Raw genomic sequence first — 22408 nt, forward strand, 5'->3', positions numbered from 1 at the left:
CCGCGCGAGGAGGAACCGCCATGGACGCGATCGTGGACGCGAAGTGCCAGAGCTCCAGCCAGCAATCCGGTCACCGGATGCTGATTACGCCGGAACGGGTGTTCTATGCCGGGCTGCTCGGACGCCCGCGCGAGCGCTGTCCCGGCGCATTCCATGTCTATGTCGCGATCCGCGACGGGCTGCATCTGTCGACCAGCGACGGCCGCGAGTCGCATGGCGAGATCGCGGTGACGATGCCGAACCTGCGCCACACCATCACCAGCGAATATCGCTCGGCGATCTGCGTCGCGATCGAGCCGGAGAGTGTGCCCGACGGCACGCTTGAGGCGGTCGCCCGCCGTTTGCAAGGACCGGACTCTCATCTGTTCGCCAATCGCATCCGAAACGCCTATGCGACGCTCGCCGAGATGCAGCATCGCGATGCGATCGCGAATGCCGAGTTCGATACCATGTGCTTCGGCGACGCGCTGCCGCAGCGTGTGCTCGATCCGCGTGTCGTGCGCGCGATCGGCCGCATCGGGCAGTTCTCCGGCGAGCCGGTGACGGCGGCAGGCTGCGCCGCCGAGGCCGGGCTATCGCCCTCGCGCTTCCTGCATCTGTTCAAGGAGGAGACCGGGATCTCGTTCCGCTCCTTCCGCGCCTGGAAACGCGCGCGGCATCTGCTGCACTTCGCCAACCAGGACATCAACCTCGCGCATCTCGCGCAGGATATCGGCTATCCCGACTCGACGCATTTCAGTCATTCGATTCGTCGCTTCTATGGCTTGAAGCCGCGCGCGATCTTCTCCGGCTCGCGGGACCTTGCGATCTATCGCACCGGACAGGCGGCAAGCGAGCGCGCATTGACTTAGACTGTCGTCCCGGCGAAAGCCGGACCCATACCGCGTGATCTATCCGTGATGCGGGATGGCAGACGCGCTTTTAAATCATGACAATGGTGGGTATGGGTCCCGGTTTTCGCCGGGACGACACTTGGGATTCTTCTCCATTCACAAATTCGCGCCCTGGATCACCTCGCCGAACCGCAGCCAGCCGGGCCCTTCGATCCGTTGCAGCTGAAGCTGCTGCAGCGGGTGATGATTGGTCGGGCTGGTGTTGACGCGGATGCCGGGCAACAGCGTCGGGACCTCGATGTCCTTCAGGTTGTTGGCCTGCGCCATGATGTTGTCGCGGCTGAAATTGCCCTTGCATTGCTCGAGCACGATCTTCAAGACCTGCGCCACCGTGTAGGCGTAGAGGTTGTAGCCCTCCTTCGGATTGCCGTCGGGGAAGTACTTTTCCATGAAGGCGAGGAAGTTCTTCACGCCGGGATCATTGGCCCAGGCAGGGTCGGCGACGTCCTTGACATAGGCCGACGAGATCGTGCCCTGCGACTTGTCGAGGCCGACAGGCGCAATGGTCGATGAGATCGAGGCGGCGCCGCTGGCGATGAAGTGCATCGGCTTCCAGCCAAGCTCAAAGATCTTGCGAATCGACTGCGCGCAGAACTTTGCCGTGGTGCCCGAGATCAGCACATCGGGATTGGCGCCGCGCAGCGCCACGATCTGGGAATCGATCGTGGGATCGGTGACCTCGTGCGAGGCCACCACGGCTGCGGTCGCGAACCGCTCGCCGAGCACGTCCTTGGCTCCGGCGACGAAATCCTTGCCGAGATCATCGTTCTGGTAGAGCACCGCGAATTTCGCGTTCTTGTTCTGGCTCAGCGCGTATTTGACGAACACCTGCGCCTCGGTCCGCGCGCTCGGCGCAAAGCCCATGGTCCAGGGATAGGTCTTGTAGTCGCCCCATTTGTCGCCGTTCACCGACAGGAACAGATGCGGCACCTTGGTGGCGTTGATGTATTTGACGACCGACGAGTTCGGCGCGGTGCCGAGCATGTTGAACAGGAAGGCGACATTGTCGCTTTCGATCAGGCGGCGCACCTGCTCGACCGTCTTCGCCGGATTGAACGCGTCGTCGTAGTAGATGTACTTGATCTGCCGGCCGGCGATGCCGCCCTGCTCGTTCAGCATCTTGAAATAGGCTTCCTGGCAGCGCGCCTGTACGCCGAGCGCGGACACCGGGCCGCTCAGGGAGGTGGTGCTGCCGATCCTGATCTCGGTCGCGGTGACGCCGGGCGTGTCCTCGGCAAGTGAAGCTCGGACGCCTGCGACTGCGGCAAGCCCCACGCCTGCCGCGCCGGTAAGCCATGCGCGCCGGTTGATCGAGATCATGACTTTCTCCCCGTGATGCCGGCTTGTTGCGCCGCTTCTGCTTACAGCAAGGCTATGCGTCACGCGGGCGTCGCGTCTTGTGTTAACCAGCTGGCGGCGGATTGTGTCGTGAGCGCATCCACTTAGCCAGTCAACGCAAGATGGCGCGAAGGCAAAGTTCTCATCATGGCAAGATCAGCAGCGCATGTGCGCTGCAAAGCGGACAAGAGACCCATGAGCGACAAGGCCGTCATCACCTGCGCGCTGAACGGCGTGCTTACCGACCCGAAGCAGCACAACGTTCCGGTGACGCCGGAACAGATGGCGCGCGAGGCCAAGGCCGCGTTCAACGCCGGCGCCAGCATCATGCACATCCATCTGCGGCAGCAAGAGCCGAACAAGGGCCATCTGCCGTCGTGGGACGTCGGCGTCAGCAAGGAAATCCAGCAGGCGATCCGCGAGGCCTGCCCCGGCGTGATCATCAACCACACCACCGGCACGTCAGGCCCGAACTACCAGGGCGCGCTCGATTGCGTGCGCGAAACCCGGCCCGAGATCGCGGCCTGCAATGCCGGCTCGCTGAACTATCTCAAGGTGAAGGCCGACAACACCTGGGCCTGGCCGCCGATGATGTTCGATAACGCCGTCGAGAAGGTGCAGGACTATCTCGACGTGATGAAAGCGGCCGGCACCATTCCCGAATTCGAATGCTTCGATGTCGGCATCGTGCGCTGCGTCGGCATGTACCGGCAGACCGGGATGTATTCCGGCCCGCTCGAATACAATTTCGTCATGGGCGTCGCCTCGGGCATGCCGGCCGATCCGGAGCTGTTGCCGATCCTCTTGAAGCTGAAGGCGCCGGAGGCGCATTGGCAGGTCACCGCGATCGGCCGCGCCGAGATCTGGCCGCTGCATCAGCGCGCCGCCGATCTCGGCGGCCATCTGCGCAGCGGGCTCGAGGATACGTTCTATCTCGGCGACGGCACCAAGGTGACGTCGAACGGACAGCTCGTCGAAGGGCTCGCCGCCTGCGCGCGCCGCGCCGGCCGCGAGATCGCGAGCCCCGCGGAAGCGCGGCAGATTTTCGGGGTCAGGCAATAGGGACACGCCAGCCGTCATTGCGAGCGCAGCGAAGCACTCCATCTTGCCGTTTGGACAGTATGGATTGCTTCGTCGCTTCAGCGCAAAATTGCTTTGCAATTTTGTCGCGAGCTCCTCGCAATGACGAGGCAGGAGGACATACATGCACAATCTCGCAGCAACCGGTGGCGTCACCGGGCCGGGCCGCATCGGGCGGGTCGCGATCGGTGACCTCCTGAAGCGTGCCGCGCGGCGATTTCCGGATCGCGTCGCGTTGACCGACGGCGGCCGGCAGGTCACCTTCACCGAGCTCGAGCGTGACGCCAATCGCTTCGCCAATCATCTGGTGCAGCGCGGGCTGAAGCCGGGCGAGAAGATTTCCACCATCTGCAACAACTCCGTCGAATTCGTCAAAGCGCTGTTCGGTATTCACCGCGCGGGCCTGGTCTGGGTGCCCATCAACACCATGCTCGGACCGTCTGACATGGACTACATTCTCGGCCATGCCGAGGTGCGGTTCGCCGTCATCGACGACGCCCTTCATGCCCAGGCTGACCGCCGCGCCGCGCTGGAAGCGCGCGGCATGGAGATGATCGCGATCGACCTGACCGGCAATGCCGGCAAGACCGGATTGCGGGAGTTCAACGGTCTGCTGGAGGGGCAGTCCGATATCGAGCCTGACATCGAGATCAACGACCGCGACCTCGCGATGATCATCTATACGTCAGGCACGACCTCGCGGCCGAAGGGCGCGATGCATTGCCACCTTGCCGTGGTCATGGCCGTGATGAGCAACTGCATCGAGATGCAGCTCTCGCGCGATGACGGGATCACCGGACAGTTTCCGCTGTTCCACTGCGCCGGCCACGTGCTGCTGCTCAGCTATCTCTCGGTCGGCGGCCGCATGGCGCTGATGCGCGGCTTCGACCCGGTCGCCTGCATGGAGGCGATCCTGCGCGATAAGCTCACCGTGTTCGTCGGCCTGTCCTTGATGTACCAGGCGATCCTCGACCATCCGCGCCGGCGCGACTACGACCTGTCGGGCCTGCGCTGCTGCATCTACACCATGGCGCCGATGGGCAAGCCGCTGCTCGAGCGCGCCATCGCCGATCTCTGTCCGAACTTCGTGCTGTCCAGCGGCCAGACCGAGATGTATCCGGCGACGACGATGTCCCGCCCGGAGGTGCAGCTCGACCGCTTCGGCAACTATTGGGGCGAATCGCTGATCGTCAACGAGACCGCGATCATGGACGACAATGGCAACCTGCTGCCGCGCGGCGAGATCGGCGAGCTGGTGCATCGCGGGCCCAATGTGATGATGGGCTACTACAAGGACCCCAAATCGACCGAGGAGGCGCGCAAGTTCGGCTGGCATCATACCGGCGATCTTGCCCTGATCGACGGCAATGGCGAGGTGCTGTTCCTCGACCGCAAGAAGGATATGATCAAGTCGGGCGGCGAGAACGTTGCCTCCGTCAAGATCGAGGAGACGTTGCTGGCGCACCCCGCCGTGCAGAACGCCGCCGTGGTCGGCCTGCCGCATCCGCAATGGGGCGAGGCGGTCTCCGCCTTCGTCAAGCTGAAACCCGGCGCGGTGGCCGACGAGGCCGGCATCGAGGCGCATTGCAGAAAGCATCTCGGTGGCTTCCAGGTGCCGAAGCTGGTGCGTATCCTCGAGGAGATGCCGATGACCGCGACCGGCAAGCTGCGCAAGGTCGAGCTGCGGCAGCAATACAGTGGGCATTTTGTGGAGCGCGCCTAGTGGCCATCATCGAGAACACGATTTCCACCGGCAGCGCCGCGTTCCAGGGCAATCGCGACGGCATGCTGGCGTTGATCGCCCGGATGCGCGCCCTGGAGGAGCGGACGCGCGCCGCCTCCGCCGTGGCAAAGGACCGCTTCCACAAGCGTGGCCAGCTGTTGCCGCGCGAGCGCGTCGCGCTGGTGCTCGATCCCGGCTCGCCCTTCCTCGAACTGTCGACGCTCGCCGGCTACATGTTCGACGTGGCGGATGCGGACAAGAGCGTGCCCGGCGGCGGACTGGTCGCCGGCATCGGATTCGTCTCCGGCATCCGCTGCATGGTCAGCGCCAATGATGCCGGCATCGACGCGGGCGCGTTGCAGCCCTACGGCCTCGACAAGACGCTGCGGGTGCAGGAACTCGCGCTGGAGAACAAGCTGCCCTATGTGCAGCTGGTCGAGAGCGCCGGCGCCAATCTGCTGCGCTACCGTGTCGAGGACTTCGTCCGCGGCGGCAACATCTTCCGCAACCTGGCGCGGCTGTCGGCGGCGGGGCTTCCCGTCGTCACCGTCACCCACGGCTCCTCGACCGCGGGCGGCGCCTACCAGACGGGCCTGTCCGACTACATCGTGATGGTGCGCGGCCGCACCCGCGCCTTCCTCGCCGGTCCGCCTCTGCTCAAGGCCGCCACCGGCGAGATCGCGACCGAGGAGGAGCTCGGCGGCGCCGAGATGCACACCTCGATTTCGGGCCTCGGCGATTATCTCGCCGAGGACGACCGCGATGCACTGCGCATCGCGCGCGACATCATGGCCAAGCTGCCTTGGGATCGTCCGGACCGCGACTCGGCTGCGTTCAAGCCGCCGCGCTATGACGCCGAGGAACTGCTCGGCATCATGCCGATGGATCACAAGCGTCCCGTCGACATGCGCCAGGCGATCGCGCGTTTCATCGACGATTCCGACTTCACCGAATTCGGCGCCGATTACGGTCCGGCGACGGTCTGCGGCCATGCCCGCATCCAGGGCCAAGCGATCGGCATCATCACCAATAATGGCCCGCTCGATGTGCCCGGCGCCAACAAGGCGACGCATTTCATCCAGGCCTGCTGCCAGTCGCGCACGCCGATCCTCTACATGAACAACACCACCGGCTACATGGTGGGCCGAGCCTATGAAGAGGCCGGCATGATCAAGCACGGCTCGAAGATGATCCAGGCGGTGACCTCGGCGACGGTGCCGCAGATCACGCTGTATTGCGGCGCCTCGTTCGGCGCCGGCAATTACGGCATGTGCGGCCGCGGTTTCCACCCGCGCTTCTGCTTCTCCTGGCCCAACGCCAAGACCGCCGTGATGGGCGGCGAGCAGGCCGCCGAAACCATGGCGATCGTCACCGAAGCCGCCGCCGCGCGGCGCGGCAAGCCGATCGAGAAGGAGAAGCTGGACGCGATGAAGGCGCAGATCACAGGGGTGTTCGACAGCCAGATGGACGTGTTCTCGACCAGCGCCCGCGTGCTCGACGACGGCGTGATCGATCCGCGCGACACGCGGACGGTGCTGTCAGAGGTGCTTTCGATCTGCCGCGAGGCCGAGGCCCGCACCCCGCAGCGCATGCAGTTCTCGGTGGCGCGGCCATGAGCGGTACCATCGTGAAGCGGACGCCGTTCTTCAAGATCCTGATCGCCAATCGCGGCGAGATCGCGCTGCGCATCATGCGGTCGGCACGGCGGCTCGGCCATGGCGTCGTCGCGGTCTATTCGGACGCCGACCGCGACGCGCTGCATGTGCGCGAGGCCGACCAGGCGGTGCGGATCGGCGAGGCGCTGCCGGCGCAATCCTATCTGAAGATCGATGCGATCATCGCCGCCGCCAAGGCGAGCGGCGCCGGCGCGGTGCATCCCGGCTATGGTTTCCTCGCCGAGAACGAGGATTTTGCGCAGGCCTGCCGCGATGCGGGTCTGGTGTTCATCGGTCCGTCGCCGGAAGCGATCCTTGCGATGGGCAACAAGGCCGGCGCCAAGGAGATCTTGCAGCGGGCCGGCGTGCCCTGCGTGCCCGGCTATCAGGGCGCCGACCAGAGCGATGCCGTGATGCTGGCGGAAGCCAGGGCCATTGGTTTTCCGGTCATGATCAAGGCGGTCGCCGGCGGCGGCGGCCGCGGCATGCGGCTGGTCACCGATGCGGCGGCATTTCCCGACGCGCTGCGCAGCGCGCGGTCGGAGGGGCAGGGCGCGTTCGGCGATCCGACCGTCATTCTGGAGCGCGCGATCGTCAATCCCCGCCACATCGAGATCCAGGTGTTCGGCGACCGCCATGGCAACGCCATCCATCTCGGTGAGCGCGATTGCTCGGTGCAGCGGCGGCACCAGAAACTGGTCGAGGAGGCGCCGTCGCCGGCGGTGACGCCGGAGCTGCGCGCGCGGATGGGCGCGGTCGCGGTGCAGGCGGTCAAGGCGATCGGCTACGAGGGTGCGGGCACGCTGGAGTTCCTGCTCGATCGCGCCGGAAATTTCTACTTCATGGAGATGAATACGCGGCTGCAGGTCGAGCATCCCGTCACCGAGGCGATCACCGGGCTCGATCTGGTCGAATTGCAGCTGCGCGTCGCCAGTGGCGCGCCGCTCGGCTTGACCCAGGAGGACATCAAGTTCTCCGGCCATGCCATCGAGGTCCGGCTCTGCTCGGAGGATGCCGCGCACGATTTCATGCCGCAATCCGGCCGGATGGCGCAGTGGCAGATGCCCGACGGCATCCGCGTCGAGCACGCGCTGCAGTCCGGCTCGGAGATTCCGCCGTTCTATGATTCGATGATCGCCAAGGTCATCAGCCACGGCGCGACCCGCGATGAAGCGCGCGGCAAGCTGATCTGTGCCCTCGAGCAGGTCACGGCCTTCGGCGTCACCACCAACCAAGGCTTCCTGATCGACTGCCTGCGCCATCCGGTCTTTGCCAGGGGTGAGGCGACCACGGCCTTCATCGGCGACAATCGCGATGCGCTGCTCGCGGTCCGGCCCGATCGCGGCAGCGATGTCGCGCTTGCGGCGCTGCTGCTCTACGTCACCAATCCGCACGCCCCGCCATGGCAGCGCGGCCGGTCGCTCGCAGCGACATTCCCGCTCGGCCTGCGGATCGATCTCGGTCACGGCGTGCAGGAGATCGAGATTGTCCGCGAGCGCGACGGCAGCTATCTCGCGACCCGCAACGGCGATCGCTTCAGCTTCGTGATCGACGAGCTTGGTCAGAACAGCATCCGCTTCCACCACGATGGGGTGATGGAGCATGCCCAATTCCTGCGCGATGGCGATCGGCTCTATATCTTGCATCGCGGCGTCACGCTGGCCGCGCGCGATCTCACGCTTGCGCCGCCGGAGAGCGCGACGGCGGCCGGCGGCGACGGCAAGGTCCGCGCCGCCATGAACGGCCGGGTCGTCGCGGTGCTGGTGAAGCCGGGCGACAAGGTCGCGGCCGGCCAGCCGGTGATGACGCTGGAAGCGATGAAGATGGAGCACGTCCACACTGCCGGCGTCGCAGGCACGGTGTCGTCGATCGATGTTGCCGAGGGCGAGCAGGTGACGACGGGGAAGATCGTGGTGGAGATCGAGGCGGCGGCATAAAGACTGTCGTCCCGGCGAAGGCCGGGACCCATAACCACCGCTGTATGTTGTTGGAGCAAGCTGTGGCCCCAGTTTGGCAAATCAACGGGCATTCGGGGTAATGGGTCCCGGCCTTCGCCGGGACGACACTGATTTATGAGGCCGCTTGCCCCGTCCCGTCATTCAGCCAGCAGGCGACCTGATGCGCCGGGCCGGCCGCCTGTAGCACCGGGCGTTCCGTCTTGCAGTGATCCATCGCGTAGCGGCAGCGGGTGTGGAAGGCGCAGCCTGAAGGTGGATTGATCGGGCTCGGGACATCGCCGTCAATCAGGGGGGCGGTGCGTTTCGCCTTCGGATCGGCGATCGGCACCGAGGCGAGCAGCGCCTGGGTGTAGGGATGGCGCGGATTGGCGAACAGCTCGTGCTTGTCGGCGATCTCGACAATGCGGCCGAGATACATCACCGCGACGCGGTGGCTGATATGGGCGACGACAGCGAGATCGTGCGCGATGAACAGATAGGAGAAGTTCTGCTGGCGCTGCAGGTCGATCAACAGATTGATCACCTGCGCCTGGATCGAGACGTCGAGTGCCGAGACCGGCTCGTCGCAGACGATCAGCCGCGGCCCGAGCGACAGCGCGCGCGCGATGCAGATGCGCTGGCGCTGGCCGCCGGAGAACTGGTGCGGGAAATTCTTCATCTGGTCGGGCCGCAGGCCGACCTGCTGGAACAGCTCCGCGACACGCTCCTGCCTTTTCGCGCCGGTCGCAAGGCCATGTACAATGAGGGGCTCGCCGACGATGTCGCCGGCCGTCATGCGCGGGTTGAGCGAGGCGAACGGATCCTGGAACACGATCTGCATCGAGCGCCGGTACGGCCGCAGCGCGGTCTTGCTGAGCGGCGCGATGTCCTCGCCATCCAGCTTGATGGCGCCGCTGGTCGGCTCGACCAGCCGCAGCACGGTGCGCGCCACCGTCGACTTGCCGCAGCCGGATTCGCCGACCAAGCCAAGTGTCTCGCCGGCGCCAAGCGCGAAGCTGACGCCGTCGACCGCATGCACGGTGCCGACCTGCCGGCGCAGCACACCGCCGCGCACCGCGTAGTGCTTGACGAGGTCGGTCACCTCGAGGAGCGGGCGTTGTTCGGTCATGACGCCTCCGCTATCTCGCCGGCGCGCCAGCACGCAGCCCAATGATTGCTCTTGATCTCGTCGAGCGGTGGATACTCCTGCCGGCAGCGGTCGACCGCCAGCTTGCAGCGCGGCGCGAAGGCGCAGCCGGGCGGCAGCCTGGTCAGCGACGGCACCATGCCGGGGATTTCTGTCAGCCGCGCATCGGTCTTGGCGCCGAGCGCGATCACCGCCGGCATCGAGGCCATCAGCCCGCGCGTGTAGGGATGCAGCGGCGTCTCGAACAAAGCTTCGACCGTCGCCTCCTCGACCTTTTTGCCGGCATACATCACGATCACGCGCTGCGCGGTTTGCGCGATGACGCCGAGGTCGTGGGTGATCAGGATCAGCCCGGTGCCGAGCCGCTTTTGCAGATCGACGATCAGCGCCAGGATCTGCGCCTGGATGGTGACGTCGAGCGCCGTGGTCGGCTCGTCCGCGATCAGGAGCGCCGGCCGGCACGCCAGCGCCATTGCGATCATGGCGCGCTGGCGCATGCCGCCGGAGAGCTGATGCGGATATTCCAGCGCGCGGCGCTCCGGCTCCGGGATGCGTACCAGCCGCAGCATGTCGACGGCCTGCTTCCAGGCCTCCTTGCTGCTCACCTTCTGGTGCAGTCGCACCGCCTCGATGATCTGGTCGCCGATGCGCATCACCGGATTGAGCGAGGTCATCGGCTCCTGGAAGATCATCGAGATGCGGTTGCCCCTGATGTCGCGCATCGCGGCATCGTCGAGCTTCAGCAGGTCGGTGCCCTCGAGCGTCACCGAGCCGCCGACGATGCGGCCGGGCGGATCGGGCACCAGCCGCATGATCGACAGCGCGCTGACGCTCTTGCCGCAGCCGGACTCGCCGACGATCGCCAGCGTCTCGCCGCGACGGACCGAGAACGAGACGTCGTCGACCGCGCGGAACAGACCGGAGTTGGTGAAGAACACCGTTTGCAGGTTCTTCACGTCGAGAACCGTATCGAGCGTCTTGGCCTCGCTCATCAGCCGCGCTGCCTCGGATCGAGAATATCGCGCAACGCATCGCCGAACAGATTGGTGCCGAACACCGCGAGGCTGATCGCAATGCCGGGGAAGATGACGAGCCACGGCGCGGTGCGGACATATTCGGCGGCGGATTCGGACAGCATGCGACCCCAGGACGGATAAGGCTCGGGGATGCCGAGGCCAAGGAACGACAGCGACGCTTCGGTCAGGATGGTCGAGCCGAGTTGCGCGGTGGCGAGCACGATCAGCGGCGCGATGGTGTTGGGCAGCACGTGGCGCAGCGCGATCCGCATCTCGCTCATGCCGATCGATTTGGCGGCCTCGACGAACGGTTGCTCGCGCAGCGCCAGCGTGTTGGCGCGGATCACGCGTGCGACCGTCGGGATCAGGGGAATTGCGATCGCCAGGATCACGTTCGGCAGCGAGGGGCCGAGCGCCGCCGTCATCACGAGCGCGAGCACCAAGAGCGGCAGCGATTGCAGGATGTCGGTCACCCGCTGGAACACGAGGTCGACCCAGCCGGAGAGATAGCCGGAGGCGAGGCCCACGATCACGCCGAGCGTGGCGCCGAGCGTCGTCGAGCCGATGCCGACCGCGAGCGAGATCCGCGCGCCGTGGATGATGCGGCTCCAGACGTCGCGGCCGAAGGAGTCGGTGCCGAACCAGTGCAGCGCGGACGGCGCTGCCAGCCGGTGCGCGGAATCGACGCTGAGCGGATCGTAGCGGCTGATGACGTTAGCGAAGATCGCGGTTAGCACGAACAGCAGCATGATGACGAGGCCGACCGTGCCGAGCACGTGGCGCTGCGCGAGGAATGCAAACCGTCCCCAGCCACCGGTGGCGTTGGCCCCGGCACGTCGCAATTCGCTGTCGAAGTTGATTGTTGCCACGCGCTCAGTCTCCAAACCGGATACGTGGATCGATCGCCGCGTAGAGCATGTCGACGATGAAATTCACAACCACCACCACGACGGCGATGAACATCACGAGGTTCTGCACGATCGGATAGTCGCGCCAGCGCAGTGCCTCGACCAGGAAGCGGGCGATGCCGGGGATGTTGAACACGGTCTCGGTGACGATCAGGCCGCCGATCAGGAACGCGGCCTCGATGCCGATCACGGTGATGACGGGCAGCACCGCGTTCTTCAGCGCGTGGTGATAGTTCACGGAGGCCTCGGAGGCGCCCTTGGCGCGCGCGGTGCGGATATAGTCCTGGCGCAGGATCTCCAGCATCGAGGAGCGGGTGATGCGCATGGTGAGCGCCGCGCTGCGGAAGCCGACCGCCATCGCCGGCACGGCATAGATGGTCAGCGCCTCGAGCCAGGTCTTCGGGTTTGGATTGAAGATCGGCATGGTGCCGAACAGCGAGACCGAGGCCATCAGGATCAGCAGGCCGAGCCAGAATGACGGCAGCGACAGGCCGCTGAGGCTGACGACGCGCAGCGCATAATCGAGCCGTGAGCCCTGGTGGACGGCGCTGATGACACCGAGCGGAATGCCGATCGAGGCGGAGAACAATAGCGCCAGTCCGGCAAGCCGCGCCGTGATCGGAATCCGCGGCAGGATTTCCTCCAGCGCCGGCTTCTCCGAGACGTAGGAATAGCCGAGGTCCCCGTGCAGCAGGCCGCCGATCCAGTGCAGATACTGGATCACGATCGGCTGGCTCAGGCCGAGCTCGCGCTCGAGATTGGCCTTGTCGGCGGGATCGACGAAGCCCGCGGCGTCGAACAGGATGTCGACGATGTTGCCGGGAACGACGCGCAGCAGCACGAAGATGATGATCGAGATCCCGAACAGGGTCACGAGCATCAGGAACAGCCGCCGCACGATATAGGCAAACACCCTGGCTCTCTCCCTGATCCCGCCTGTGTCTTGTCTTCCGACGCGTGTCTTTACGCGAACCGGTATTCACTTCGCTCGAAAACGCTACGCCTACTTGTCCAGCCAGACGTCTTCGTAACGATAGCCGTTATATGAGCTGTTGGACATGATCGTGACATTCTTCACGTAAGGCTGCCAGCAGGTGCCGGTGCGGGCATGGAAGATGATCGGACGCGCGACGTCTTCCTGCAGCTTCTTGTCGATCTCCCAGACCAGCTTCTTGCGCTTGTCGGTGTTGGTCTCTTCCGACTGCTGGTCGAACAGCTTCTCGATCTCCTTGTTGCAATAATTGGTGTAGTTCCGCTCCGAGCCGCAGGCATAGTTCTCGTAGAACGACTGGTCGGGCTCGTCGACGGCATTGCCGGTGAGGTTGAGGCCGAGCGAATAGTCCTTGCGGGCGATCTTCGGGAACCATTGCGCGGTGTCGACGACGTCGAGCTCGGCGTCGATGTAGATGCTCTTGATCTGGTCGATCAGGATGATCGCGGGGTCGCGATAGACCGCGATGTTGCGGGTCGAGACCTTGATCTGCAGGTGCTTGTCCGGGCCATAGCCCGCCTTCTGCATCAGCTTGCGGGCTTCCTCGCGGTTCTTCTCGATGTCGGGACCGTAGCCGGGGATCTGCTCCAGCATGTCCTTCGGCATCGCCCACAGCCCGTCCGGCGCGGGCTCCATGGTACCGCCGATGTCGCCCTGGCCCTCGAACATGATCTGGATGAACGCCTTGCGGTCGAGCGCCAGCGCCAGCGCGCGGCGGATGTCGAGATTGTCGAACGGCGGCGCGGTCGAATTGATGATGATGTTGGTGGAGACGTTGTTCGGTTCCACCACGCAGACCGCATTGGGCGCCTGCGACTTGACGTCCTTGAGCAGCGGGATCGAGACCTCGGTCGGGAACGTCATGTCGAACTTGCCGGAGACGAAGCCGAGGATCGCGGTCGAGCGGTTCGGGATGATGGTGAACTCGATACCGTCGAGATAAGGCAGGCCCTTCTTGAAGTAGTCCGGGTTCTTGGTGAGCTTGATCGACTCGTTGGCCTTGAACTCGACGAACTTGAACGGGCCGGTGCCGACCGGCTTGGTGCGCATTTCGGCCGGCGACACATGGCAGGGATAGACCGGCGAATAGCCCGAGGCGAGCAGCGACAGCAGCGCCGGCTGCGGCCGCTTCAGCTTGAACGACGCCTCATAGTCGCCGTTGGTCGTGACCTCCTCGACTTGTTCGTACCAGGACTTGCGCGGGTTTTGCCGGAACTTCTGCTGCGACTTGCCCATCAGCATGTCGAAGGTGCATTTGACATCGGCCGCGGTGAACGGCTTGCCGTCGTGCCATTTCACGTCCTTGCGCAGCTTGAAGGTCAGCGTCTTGTTGTCGCCGCTCCAGGCCCAGCTCTCGGCAAGCTCGGGCCTGATCGTGCTGGCGCTGTTCTGGGCGATGTGCTGGTCGAAGATGACGAGATTGTTGAAGATCGGCATGAACGGAACGTTCAGCGAATAGGTCGCCCCCTCGTGGATCGAGGCGCTGCCGGGGCTGTCGCGGTGATAGATCCTGAAGATGCCGCCTGATTTCGGCTCGGCTGCGCGTGAAACGTCGCTGATGATCAGCACAGACAACACCGCGACGGCCAGCGCTTGCACGCTCCGCATGGTCCCCTCCCACATTTCGGTCTCAATGGCCGATTGGCATCGACGATACCACGGTGAGGCTGTCGGGCAACCAGCGAGGATCGCGCGGGGATTGGCAATTCGGATGACCCCACAACATTAAAATTTCCACGGATCGGGAAGAATGGCTGTGATTGCGGGGAACTCCGGTTGTTTTGCTCTGCAGCGGCGAATCTCCGTTTGAATTCGGTTGCCGACGCCGATGTGTGCGGCGTGAGACTTTCCGCAATCAGCGACAGTTTGTCGCCGATCAAATCGCGATGTAGCTCCGTCATCCATGCTCAGGGACCAAAAACAATGGCAACCCGCTTGACGAAGAACACAGTCGCTGAGGCGCGAGCGGAGCGAGCCTCGAAGGATGAACGCCACCAGCCGGGCCGTGCATCCTTCGAGACGCGCTACGCGCTCCTCAGGATGACGGTGCATCGCCATTCACCTCACTCCGCCGCCTGCGGCGAGGGCAGGTGCATGTTGGCGACGCCGTCGGCCTCGGTCGCGGAGATCGTGGTGCGAATCATCAGGCGGCCTTCATGCGCCGGCCAGGGGCGGCCGCGGTGCATGGTGGCGCGGTTGTCCCACATCACGACGTCGCCCTGCTTCCATTGGTGCAGATAGCTGACGCCGGGCGCGGTCGCGGCTTCGGTCAATTGCTCGATCAGCGCCTTGCCGGCCTCGGCATCCATGGCCTCGACGCCATAGGCATGGGAGGCGAGATACAGCGCGCCGCGGCCGTTGACGGGATTGCGCCAGACCATGCGCCAGCACACCGGCGGTAGCGCGTCGACTTCCTCGGTTGTTGCAAGTCCCGTGGCCACCTTGCTGCGCGAATGCGCGTAGGAGTGCCAGGCGAACGAGTTCTCCAGCCGCTTCGCCGTGTCCTTGTCGAGCCGCTCGAAGGCAAGCCGCATCGAGACGAATTCGGTCTCGCCGCCATGTTCAGGAATGATGCGCGCCGACAGGATCGAGGTCAGCGCCGGCAAGCGCTTGAAGGAGGAATCGGTGTGCCAGAGCTGGTTGGCCCTGGCGCGCAGCTGCTGCCGGTGATCGGATGGAACCACCTTGCCGTCGGGCCCGAAGGTCGAGAGGATCACGAAATGCGATCCGGTGCCCATCGAACCGACCTTGGTCACCTCGGGCGGACCGAACCGGCGCGAGAAGGCGAGCTGGATGTCGTCGCTGACCTCCTGGCCGCGGAACACCAGCACCGAATGTTCCTCGAACGCCGCGCGCACCGCCGCATAGGCGGCATCGCTGGCGGCAACGTCCGACAGCGTGACGCCGCGCAGTTCGGCGCCAAAGCCCTGACGCAGTGGGATCACTTCCATCGGCAAGTCCTCCCTGACTTTTCTTGTTGGGGTGAGGTTAGGGGAAAAGCCCGCCACCGGCAACGCGGCTCGCGCCTCATCCCATTGCGATCAGATTGCGCCGCGCGCGCCGATCGGCGATCTCGATGCGATGCGTGACGAACGCGAACAGCGCCCAGCTGGAGTGGAATGCGACGCCGGCCAGAACCACGATGGCTCCGGGAATCGGGCCGATCGAGGCGCGATCCCAGATCTCGCTCATTGTGGTCAATGGCAGCGGATGGATCGCGAGCTTGCCGTAATAGGCGATGGCCTGGATCGCGAAAATCCAGCCATAGGTTCGGCGTAGCCGCCGGCCGATCGCCCGGACATAGCTGATATGGTATCTCGGGTTGCGGTAATCGTTGGCAAGCAGCTCGGTCCAGTCCGAGTTCGGCGAGGGACCTTCGCCTCGGATCATCGGCGCGTAGAAATCGGTTTCGAGCAACCGTGCGCGGGCGCGCCAGACGTTGAAGTAACGGTAGCGCCGCGCCTCGAACAACAGGAACACCGTTACCAGCAGGCCGACCAGCACCATCGGCAAGGGCGAAGCCTCCGCGCTGCTGTAGGTCGCCGACAGCGCGATCCCGGTCGTCACCACCGCCCAGTTGGTCGAGCTGTCGAGGCGGGTGCGCCAGACCGTACTGCGGTAGATCTCGCCACGATAGAGGTGGGCGAGAGCACCGATCTCGGCGGCGGTGAATTCGAGCCTTCCGGCCTGTACCGGCTCCGGCTCGCGCGGCTGGGGCGACGGCATGACGGCCTCCGGCGAAGCTGGCTTGCGATCGCCGAGCATAGCGCGAAATCTGCGCGACGGGCGAGTTTGTTACGCTGTCCGGCGCTTCCGGCTGCATTCGCCCGGCCCGACGCATCGCCCGTTCACACGATCCGCGAGGTCTTGTTGCCCCAATAGCGGTCACGCAGCAGGCGCTTGTAGAGTTTGCCGGTCGGCAGCCGCGGCAGCTCGGCCTCGAAATCCACCGAGCGCGGCACTTTCTGGCGCGACAGCGAGCTGGCGCAGAACGCGATCAGTTCCTCGGCAAGCTCCGGCCCCGGCGCGATGCCGTCGACCGGCTGCACCACCGCCTTCACCTCCTCGCCGAGATCGACATTGGGCACGCCGAACACCGCGGCGTCGGCGACCTTGGGATGGGTGATCAACAGGTTCTCGCATTCCTGCGGATAGATGTTCACGCCGCCGGAGATGATCATGAAGGTGGCGCGATCGGTGAGATAAAGGAAGTTGTCGTCGTCGACATAGCCGACGTCGCCGACCGTGCTCATGCTGCCGTCGGCCGAGCGCGCCTCGGTGGTCTTGGCGGGGTCGTTGAAATATTCGAATGGCGTGGCGGTCTTGAACCACACTGTGCCCGGCGTTCCCTTCGGGCAGGGCTGCATGTTCTCGTCGAGGATATGCAGATCGCCGAGCAGGACCCTGCCGACGGTGCCGCGATGCGCGAGCCACTCCTCGCTGTTGCAGGCGGTGAAGCCGAGCCCCTCGGTCGCGCCGTAATATTCGTGGATGATGGGACCCCACCATTTGATCATGTCGTCCTTGACCAGCGCCGGGCAGGGCGCGGCGGCATGGATCGCAATCTCGAGGGTCGACAGATCGTAGCGAGCGCGAACTTCCTCGGGCAGTTTCAGCAGACGTGAAAACATGGTCGGCACCAGCTGGCTGTGGGTGATGCCCCATTTCTCGACCAGCTGCAGATAGCGCTCCGGATCGAAGCTCTCCATGATGACGACCGTGCCGCCCATCCGGATGGTGAGATTGACCGCGGCCTGCGGCGCCGAGTGATAGAGCGGCGCCGGCGAGAGGTAGACCATGCCCTCGCGGTAGTGCCAGAGCTTGGTCAGGAAATCGAACAGCGGCAGGTTCTGCGACGGCGGCTGCTCCGGCAGCGGCCGCACGATGCCCTTGGGCCGGCCGGTGGTGCCGGAGGAATACAGCATCGCGGTGCCGGCATATTCGTCCGCGATCGGCGTTGACGGCAGGCCCGCGGTGGCCTCGCGCAGCCCGACGATGCGCTCGCTCTCGCTGTCGCCGTCGACCACGATGCAGAGCTCGACCTGCGGACACTCCTTCAGCGCCTCGCGCGCGATGTCGAGCTTCAGCTTCGAGGTGATCAGGATCCGCGACTGGCTGTTGGTCAGGATGTAGGCGAGCTCGCCCGCGGTGAGGTAGGAGTTGACGCAGGTGAAGTAGAGCCCGGCGCGCTCGCCGGCGCCGCAGGCCTCGAGGTAGCGGTTGTTGTTCTCCATGAAGATCGAATAATGGTCGAGCCGCCGCAGCCCCTGCTTGCGGAACAGATGCGCGAGCCGGTTGGAGCGCGCCTCGAGCTCACGATAGGTGACGGTCTCGCCGGTCCCGGCCATGATGAAGGCGGGTTGCAGCGGGCGCAGGTAAGCATGCTTGCCGGTGTACATCGAACGTCACATCCCCCTTTAGATTCTTGTCTTGACGCGTTTCCCTCACGCGAACCGGTACCCACCTCGCTCGAAAACGCTCTATGCAGCCATCTCCAGAATCTCGCGAACCTGGGATGGATCGTCGATCTTGCGCGGATTGCGCGGCACCCAGGGCGTTCGCATCGCTTGCGTTGCGATGCGGTCGAAATGCTCGGGGCCGACGCGCACCTCTTGCAGGCTGCGCGGCATGCCGAGGTCGCGGATGAAGCGGTCGAGCACATCGCCGGCGTCCGCGCCCGCATGCCCCATTGCGGCCGCGACCAGCGCCTGCCGGTCGGCATTGTCGCGCTTGTTCCAGCGCATCACCGCGGGCAGCATCACGCACGAGGTGTAGCCGTGCGGCACGTCGAACTCGGCGCCGAGCACGTAGCCGATGCCGTGGCTCGCACCCATCGGCACGCCCGAGGCGAGCGGGCCGGTGGAGAGCCAGGTGCCGATCTGGCAATCCATTCGCGCCGAAATATCCTTGGGGTTGGCTTTCACCCGCGGCAGGCCGGTCGCCAGCATCTCGAGGCCCTTCAGCGCCTGCGCGTCGCCGTAAGGATGCGCCTCGCGCGAGCAGATGCCTTCGACGCAATGGTCGACGGCGCGGATACCTGTCGACAGGAACAGCCATTCCGGCGTGTGCACCGACAGTTCCGGATCGAGGATGGTGGCGCGCGGCATCACCAGCGGATGCCGCAGCATCTCCTTCTGCCGCTTGGCCTCGTTGGTGACGCCGGCGATCGAGGAGAACTCGCCGCCGGCGATGGTGGTCGGCACGCTGATCTGGCGCACGGTCGGCGGATGCATCGCGGGTGAGACGCCGCCATGGGTGCGGATCGTCTCGATGCCGTCGGACGTCGTGACGTTGTTGGCGAGGCAAAGCTGCACCGCCTTGGCGCCGTCGGTGATCGAGCCGCCGCCGATCGTGACGATCAAATCCGCTTTCGCGCCGCGCGCCTGCTCCGCCGCCGCGCGCGGCGTATGCGCCGGCATCTTGTCGAAGGTGCCGACGCAGCGGGGCCCAAGCGCCGCGCGAACCTTCTCGATCTCGTCGGTCTCGCGGTTCAGCGTGCCCGACACCATCAGAAAGGCGCGCTCGGCGCCCAGCCGGTCCAGCTGCTCGACGATGGCCTCACGCGCGGGCCGCCCGAACACGACCTCGTCCATGGCGCCGAATACGACACGGCCTCGATGCACGCACCTGTCCTCCCTCAACACGGTCCGCCTTGCTGGCGGCCCTTTGCGGCGAGGTTAGCGGAGGAAATCGGAGCCGTCATCAGGGTCCTGCCGGCGGTTTGATACGGTCGCGTCGCCCATTCCGGTGTCGTCCCTGCCAAAGCAGGGACCCATAACCATAGGGTTGCGTTGTTGAAGTGAGCTGTGGCCCGAGCGCTGGCTAAACAATTGGCATCGGTGGTTATGGGTCCCGGGTCGCGCGGAGCCTGTCATCGGGCGGCACTTCGCGCCGACCCGTTGGCTTGCCCGGGACGACATCGAATATGTGGCGCCCGCGTGAGTCATACCTCCGCATCCTCGCGGCGCGCTGCATCCGAGTCTTGCGTTTACTTGCCTCCCCCTGGAAGCAGAGGGCGCCCCGGAATGACGGTGAAAGCTTCAGGTCGAATCGGATGACCGGCAGAAATCTTGACGGCAACATCGCGGCGTGTGTTACACCTCAAAAGCAACAGGGACGTGCGCATGACATCCACCGTCGATCTCGCCAAACTGCACATTGACGACTTCACGCCGCATCAGGATGCGGAGTTCGAGATGCAGGCGGAGAGGGATCGCGTCGTGCAGCTGAAGCTCGCCAAGGTCGAGCCCGCGGGCAACAGCGGTCGGCCGGGCGGTGCGTTCTCGCTGTTGTTCACGGGCCCGAAGGGCGCGTGGCTGCCGCAGGCGATCTATCCGGTGCGGCATCCGGCGCTGGGCGTGATGGACATCTTTTTGGTGCCGGTCGGTCCGCTCGCGGATGGCAATGGCTATCAGGCGGTCTTCACCTGACGGTCGGAAGCTCCCGCCGCCCGCCAGCGCATCAGGTCGTAGACACCTTTGTCTTCCTCGGTGAGGAAACCTAGCCGGCGATAGAGCCGCATCGCGGGGTTGAATTTCTCCACGTGGATCGAGACGGCCTTGCCGGCGCGGGCGGCCTCGTCGAGCACGTCGCGCATCAGCGCGCCGCCGAGACCCGATCCGCGATGTTCGGGCAGGAAGGCGATATCGATGACGCAATGCTCGCCCGGCCAGCGGTCGACATAGAGACGACCGATATCCTCGCCGCCGCGCATCGTCACCAGCCAGTCAGCCGTCGGATAATACTGCTGGTAGTGCCTATGCTGGGCCTGGAACTGCATCGCCAGGAAAGCAGCCTTCTGTTCGGCGCTCCACGGCGTCACAGCCAGTTCGTCGGTTCGGGTCGAGGCATAGAGCCGCGCAAGGAAGGCTAAATCGCTGTCCGCAATACGGCGAAACGTCAGGCCGGCATCCGCGGCGCGTGTCCACCCAGACGCCGCGGGAACAATAGCCGTGCGCAAACCATCCGTCATGGCCGCTGCGGGAAAATGCCTTGCAATGCGATGCAGAAACTCAGGGTGAGATAGGGCATCATATTATTATGGGGCTGGCTGCCGCCGATCGGCATAATCGAACTGATGGCCGAAAACGGCGAAATGTTGGTCAACGTCGCCGTGTAGGCTTGCCCCGGGTTTGCGCGTGCAAGCGACCGCACCGGACTGGGCGTGGCGAGGTTCGACGGATTGATGTTGCCCTGAACCCCGTGGTTGTGCAGGGGCATTTCGGATTGCAGCAGCGTCACCGTCGTCGTGCCGCCGGACTGTCCGAGACCATACAAGGTGCCAAACGAGCTTTGCCCCGGTTGCATCGGCGAACTGCCTTGCAGGTCGGGCAACGCAAAGGTGCTCTTGCCGTCACCGCCATAGGTGGTGCCGAGCAGGGAGAACAGCGCGGTGTTCTGCGAGATCGGCATGAGCTGGCCGTTGCAGAGGGCCCACCCGACGGGGGCGAAGTTGAACGGAAAAATACGGATCTCGGCCAGGAATTGGTCAGACATGGTCCCGTCCTAGGTTTGGCTCGGGTAAACGCCGAACATTGAAATGATGAAGCTGACGCAGAGGTAAGGTTGCATGTTGTCGTGCGGCTGGTTGCCGCCGACGGATGTGCAGGCCTGGTTCGCCATCGCCGAACCTGCCGGGACCTCGCGGTAAATCTGCGTAGCACCCACGGCGCCGACGACGTTGCCCGTCACCGTGCTGCCGGTCGCGTTGTTCAGGGATGCCGCCATCGGGTGGGAGTGGATGGGCAGTTGCTGGGTGGTCAGCGTCACTTGCTCGACGCCGGCGCTCTGCCCCATGACGAAGCTGCTGCCCTGGTGCATGGGCAGGCGTCCCTGCAGGTTCGGCAGAGCGAACGTCGACTGGCCGTCGCCGCCATACGTGGTACCGATCAGGTTAAACAAAACGTCGTACTGGGAGATCGCCAGGATTTGTCCCTGGCAGAACATCCAGCCGTTCGGCGCAAAATTGCCGCCGAACATGCGTATCTCGCCAACATATGGCTCGCCCATGGCGCGCGTCCTTCAATTCCGGGAGGGGAAGATGCCCTGCAAAGCGATGCAGAAGTTGACCGTGAGATAGGGCTGCATGTTCTCGTGAGGCTGCGAACCTCCGGCATTGGCGACGGTGCTCGGGTCCAGCGTCGTCAGATTGTTCGCGGCCGTATAGAGATTGGCTGACGTCGCCATCAGATTGCCGGTGAGCACGGCGTTGTCGGCATTGTTGGTCGTGCCCTGAAATGTGTGCGGGTGCTGCGGCATCTCGGAGATTGTCAGCGTGTGGGACGTCTCGCCGCCGGTCTGCCCCTGCGTGAAGCCCTGACCCATATGCAGCGGCACTTTTCCCTGCAGATTGGGCAGCGCGAAATTCGTCGTGCCATTCCCGCCATAGGTCGTACCAAACAGCGAGAACAATGCCTGGTTCTGATTGATAGGCAGCAACTGACCGTTGCAGAGCGCCCAGCCCTTGGGCGGGTAGCCGAACGACATCATCCTGATTTCCGAGAGATATGGTTGAGACATCGATCCTCCGTCCAGACGATCCGTCTTGTCAGTGACTCAGTTAATGAAAATGCAAGGCAAATGCTGTCATGCGATAACGAAATGCACGATAGCGTGTTTTGTACCAAGTGCAACCTCAACGATTGTCTGGCTTTCGTGAATTTTTTCGAAGGGCGTGACGCATAAATGTCGTTGTAATGGCGTGGACCTTCGCCACCAGGA

The 22408-nt window shown here is 64.6% G+C and carries 20 protein-coding genes; 6 read left to right on the plus strand and 14 right to left on the minus strand.

Annotation, left to right across the window (positions count from 1 at the left end):
• Nucleotides 1–20: 20 nt before the first annotated feature.
• Complete coding sequence (locus XI02_RS03120; RefSeq protein ID WP_016842249.1) at nt 21–851, plus strand: helix-turn-helix domain-containing protein; 831 nt, start codon at nt 21–23, stop codon at nt 849–851.
• 138 nt (nt 852–989) lie between these two features.
• Here XI02_RS03120 and XI02_RS03125 read toward each other — a convergent pair whose 3' ends face one another.
• On the minus strand, nt 990–2213 hold the full coding sequence (locus XI02_RS03125) for an ABC transporter substrate-binding protein (RefSeq protein WP_172645998.1): 1224 nt from the start codon (nt 2211–2213) through the stop codon (nt 990–992).
• 213 nt (nt 2214–2426) lie between these two features.
• Between XI02_RS03125 and XI02_RS03130 the strand changes: the two genes are divergently transcribed.
• From XI02_RS03130 to XI02_RS03145, 4 genes are all read left to right on the plus strand, one after another.
• Nucleotides 2427–3293, plus strand: a complete 867-nt coding sequence (locus XI02_RS03130; protein WP_172645997.1) for a 3-keto-5-aminohexanoate cleavage protein — start codon at nt 2427–2429, stop codon at nt 3291–3293.
• A 142-nt stretch (nt 3294–3435) separates the two neighbouring features.
• On the plus strand, nt 3436–5034 hold the full coding sequence (locus tag XI02_RS03135; protein ID WP_172645996.1) for an AMP-binding protein: 1599 nt from the start codon (nt 3436–3438) through the stop codon (nt 5032–5034).
• Nucleotides 5034–6650, plus strand: a complete 1617-nt coding sequence (locus tag XI02_RS03140; RefSeq protein ID WP_172645995.1) for an acyl-CoA carboxylase subunit beta — start codon at nt 5034–5036, stop codon at nt 6648–6650. Before XI02_RS03135 ends, XI02_RS03140 begins: the two co-directional genes overlap by 1 nt.
• Nucleotides 6647–8626, plus strand: coding sequence for an acetyl-CoA carboxylase biotin carboxylase subunit (locus XI02_RS03145; RefSeq protein WP_172645994.1), 1980 nt, complete (start codon nt 6647–6649; stop codon nt 8624–8626). Before XI02_RS03140 ends, XI02_RS03145 begins: the two co-directional genes overlap by 4 nt.
• Nucleotides 8627–8759: 133 nt before the next feature.
• Here XI02_RS03145 and XI02_RS03150 read toward each other — a convergent pair whose 3' ends face one another.
• The 9 genes from XI02_RS03150 to XI02_RS03190 form a co-directional block, all read right to left on the minus strand.
• Entirely contained in the window at nt 8760–9755 is a 996-nt protein-coding gene (locus XI02_RS03150) for an ABC transporter ATP-binding protein (protein ID WP_069279230.1), read from the minus strand.
• Complete coding sequence (locus tag XI02_RS03155; protein ID WP_172645993.1) at nt 9752–10765, minus strand: ABC transporter ATP-binding protein; 1014 nt, start codon at nt 10763–10765, stop codon at nt 9752–9754. Before XI02_RS03155 ends, XI02_RS03150 begins: the two co-directional genes overlap by 4 nt.
• Nucleotides 10765–11658: an ABC transporter permease gene (locus tag XI02_RS03160; protein WP_016848340.1), complete on the minus strand. Its 894-nt coding sequence runs from the start codon at nt 11656–11658 to the stop codon at nt 10765–10767. The genes XI02_RS03155 and XI02_RS03160 overlap by 1 nt, the downstream gene beginning before the upstream one ends.
• A gap of 4 nt (nt 11659–11662) precedes the next feature.
• The gene (locus XI02_RS03165) at nt 11663–12610 is read right to left on the minus strand and encodes an ABC transporter permease (protein ID WP_016848342.1); all 948 of its coding nucleotides are present in this window, start codon (nt 12608–12610) and stop codon (nt 11663–11665) included.
• A 90-nt stretch (nt 12611–12700) separates the two neighbouring features.
• Complete coding sequence (locus tag XI02_RS03170; protein ID WP_016848343.1) at nt 12701–14296, minus strand: ABC transporter substrate-binding protein; 1596 nt, start codon at nt 14294–14296, stop codon at nt 12701–12703.
• A gap of 455 nt (nt 14297–14751) precedes the next feature.
• Nucleotides 14752–15639, minus strand: coding sequence for a TauD/TfdA family dioxygenase (locus XI02_RS03175; RefSeq protein ID WP_172645992.1), 888 nt, complete (start codon nt 15637–15639; stop codon nt 14752–14754).
• 76 nt (nt 15640–15715) lie between these two features.
• The gene (locus tag XI02_RS03180; protein ID WP_244980848.1) at nt 15716–16414 is read right to left on the minus strand and encodes a DUF2270 domain-containing protein; all 699 of its coding nucleotides are present in this window, start codon (nt 16412–16414) and stop codon (nt 15716–15718) included.
• A 122-nt stretch (nt 16415–16536) separates the two neighbouring features.
• Nucleotides 16537–18087, minus strand: coding sequence for an AMP-binding protein (locus XI02_RS03185; protein ID WP_069279228.1), 1551 nt, complete (start codon nt 18085–18087; stop codon nt 16537–16539).
• Nucleotides 18088–18168: 81 nt separating this feature from the next.
• Nucleotides 18169–19311, minus strand: coding sequence for an iron-containing alcohol dehydrogenase (locus XI02_RS03190; protein WP_172645990.1), 1143 nt, complete (start codon nt 19309–19311; stop codon nt 18169–18171).
• A gap of 501 nt (nt 19312–19812) precedes the next feature.
• On the opposite strand from XI02_RS03190, the gene XI02_RS03195 reads away from it, so the two are divergent.
• A complete protein-coding gene (locus XI02_RS03195; RefSeq protein ID WP_244980847.1) occupies nt 19813–20118 on the plus strand; it encodes a hypothetical protein in 306 nt (101 codons plus the stop codon).
• On the opposite strand, the gene XI02_RS03200 is transcribed toward XI02_RS03195, so the two are convergent.
• From XI02_RS03200 to XI02_RS03215, 4 genes are read right to left on the minus strand one after another with little or no spacing between them, the layout of a single operon-like run.
• On the minus strand, nt 20100–20660 hold the full coding sequence (locus tag XI02_RS03200; RefSeq protein WP_172645988.1) for a GNAT family N-acetyltransferase: 561 nt from the start codon (nt 20658–20660) through the stop codon (nt 20100–20102). The two genes, XI02_RS03195 and XI02_RS03200, sit on opposite strands and share 19 nt — an antisense overlap.
• Complete coding sequence (locus XI02_RS03205; protein WP_016839793.1) at nt 20657–21184, minus strand: phage tail protein; 528 nt, start codon at nt 21182–21184, stop codon at nt 20657–20659. The genes XI02_RS03200 and XI02_RS03205 overlap by 4 nt, the downstream gene beginning before the upstream one ends.
• A gap of 9 nt (nt 21185–21193) precedes the next feature.
• Nucleotides 21194–21697, minus strand: a complete 504-nt coding sequence (locus XI02_RS03210; RefSeq protein ID WP_016839792.1) for a phage tail protein — start codon at nt 21695–21697, stop codon at nt 21194–21196.
• Nucleotides 21698–21709: 12 nt separating this feature from the next.
• Nucleotides 21710–22177: a phage tail protein gene (locus XI02_RS03215; RefSeq protein ID WP_016839791.1), complete on the minus strand. Its 468-nt coding sequence runs from the start codon at nt 22175–22177 to the stop codon at nt 21710–21712.
• Between the last annotated feature and the right edge of the window lie 231 nt (nt 22178–22408).

Source organism: Bradyrhizobium sp. CCBAU 21365, from assembly GCF_015291305.1.
Taxonomy (GTDB): domain Bacteria; phylum Pseudomonadota; class Alphaproteobacteria; order Rhizobiales; family Xanthobacteraceae; genus Bradyrhizobium; species Bradyrhizobium elkanii.

Bases quoted from the DNA above. Each gene is read 5' to 3' on its own strand.
- XI02_RS03170 (WP_016848343.1), bottom strand. From the start codon at position 14,296: ATGCGGAGCGTGCAAGCGCTGGCCGTCGCGGTGTTGTCTGTGCTGATC.
- XI02_RS03145 (WP_172645994.1), top strand. From the start codon at position 6,647: ATGAGCGGTACCATCGTGAAGCGGACGCCGTTCTTCAAGATCCTGATC.
- XI02_RS03200 (WP_172645988.1), bottom strand. From the start codon at position 20,660: ATGACGGATGGTTTGCGCACGGCTATTGTTCCCGCGGCGTCTGGGTGG.
- XI02_RS03195 (WP_244980847.1), top strand. From the start codon at position 19,813: ATGACATCCACCGTCGATCTCGCCAAACTGCACATTGACGACTTCACG.
- XI02_RS03210 (WP_016839792.1), bottom strand. From the start codon at position 21,697: ATGGGCGAGCCATATGTTGGCGAGATACGCATGTTCGGCGGCAATTTT.
- XI02_RS03205 (WP_016839793.1), bottom strand. From the start codon at position 21,184: ATGTCTGACCAATTCCTGGCCGAGATCCGTATTTTTCCGTTCAACTTC.
- XI02_RS03155 (WP_172645993.1), bottom strand. From the start codon at position 10,765: ATGAGCGAGGCCAAGACGCTCGATACGGTTCTCGACGTGAAGAACCTG.
- XI02_RS03120 (WP_016842249.1), top strand. From the start codon at position 21: ATGGACGCGATCGTGGACGCGAAGTGCCAGAGCTCCAGCCAGCAATCC.
- XI02_RS03125 (WP_172645998.1), bottom strand. From the start codon at position 2,213: ATGATCTCGATCAACCGGCGCGCATGGCTTACCGGCGCGGCAGGCGTG.
- XI02_RS03180 (WP_244980848.1), bottom strand. From the start codon at position 16,414: ATGCCGTCGCCCCAGCCGCGCGAGCCGGAGCCGGTACAGGCCGGAAGG.
- XI02_RS03215 (WP_016839791.1), bottom strand. From the start codon at position 22,177: ATGATGTCGTTCGGCTACCCGCCCAAGGGCTGGGCGCTCTGCAACGGT.
- XI02_RS03185 (WP_069279228.1), bottom strand. From the start codon at position 18,087: ATGTACACCGGCAAGCATGCTTACCTGCGCCCGCTGCAACCCGCCTTC.
- XI02_RS03175 (WP_172645992.1), bottom strand. From the start codon at position 15,639: ATGGAAGTGATCCCACTGCGTCAGGGCTTTGGCGCCGAACTGCGCGGC.
- XI02_RS03150 (WP_069279230.1), bottom strand. From the start codon at position 9,755: ATGACCGAACAACGCCCGCTCCTCGAGGTGACCGACCTCGTCAAGCAC.
- XI02_RS03130 (WP_172645997.1), top strand. From the start codon at position 2,427: ATGAGCGACAAGGCCGTCATCACCTGCGCGCTGAACGGCGTGCTTACC.
- XI02_RS03135 (WP_172645996.1), top strand. From the start codon at position 3,436: ATGCACAATCTCGCAGCAACCGGTGGCGTCACCGGGCCGGGCCGCATC.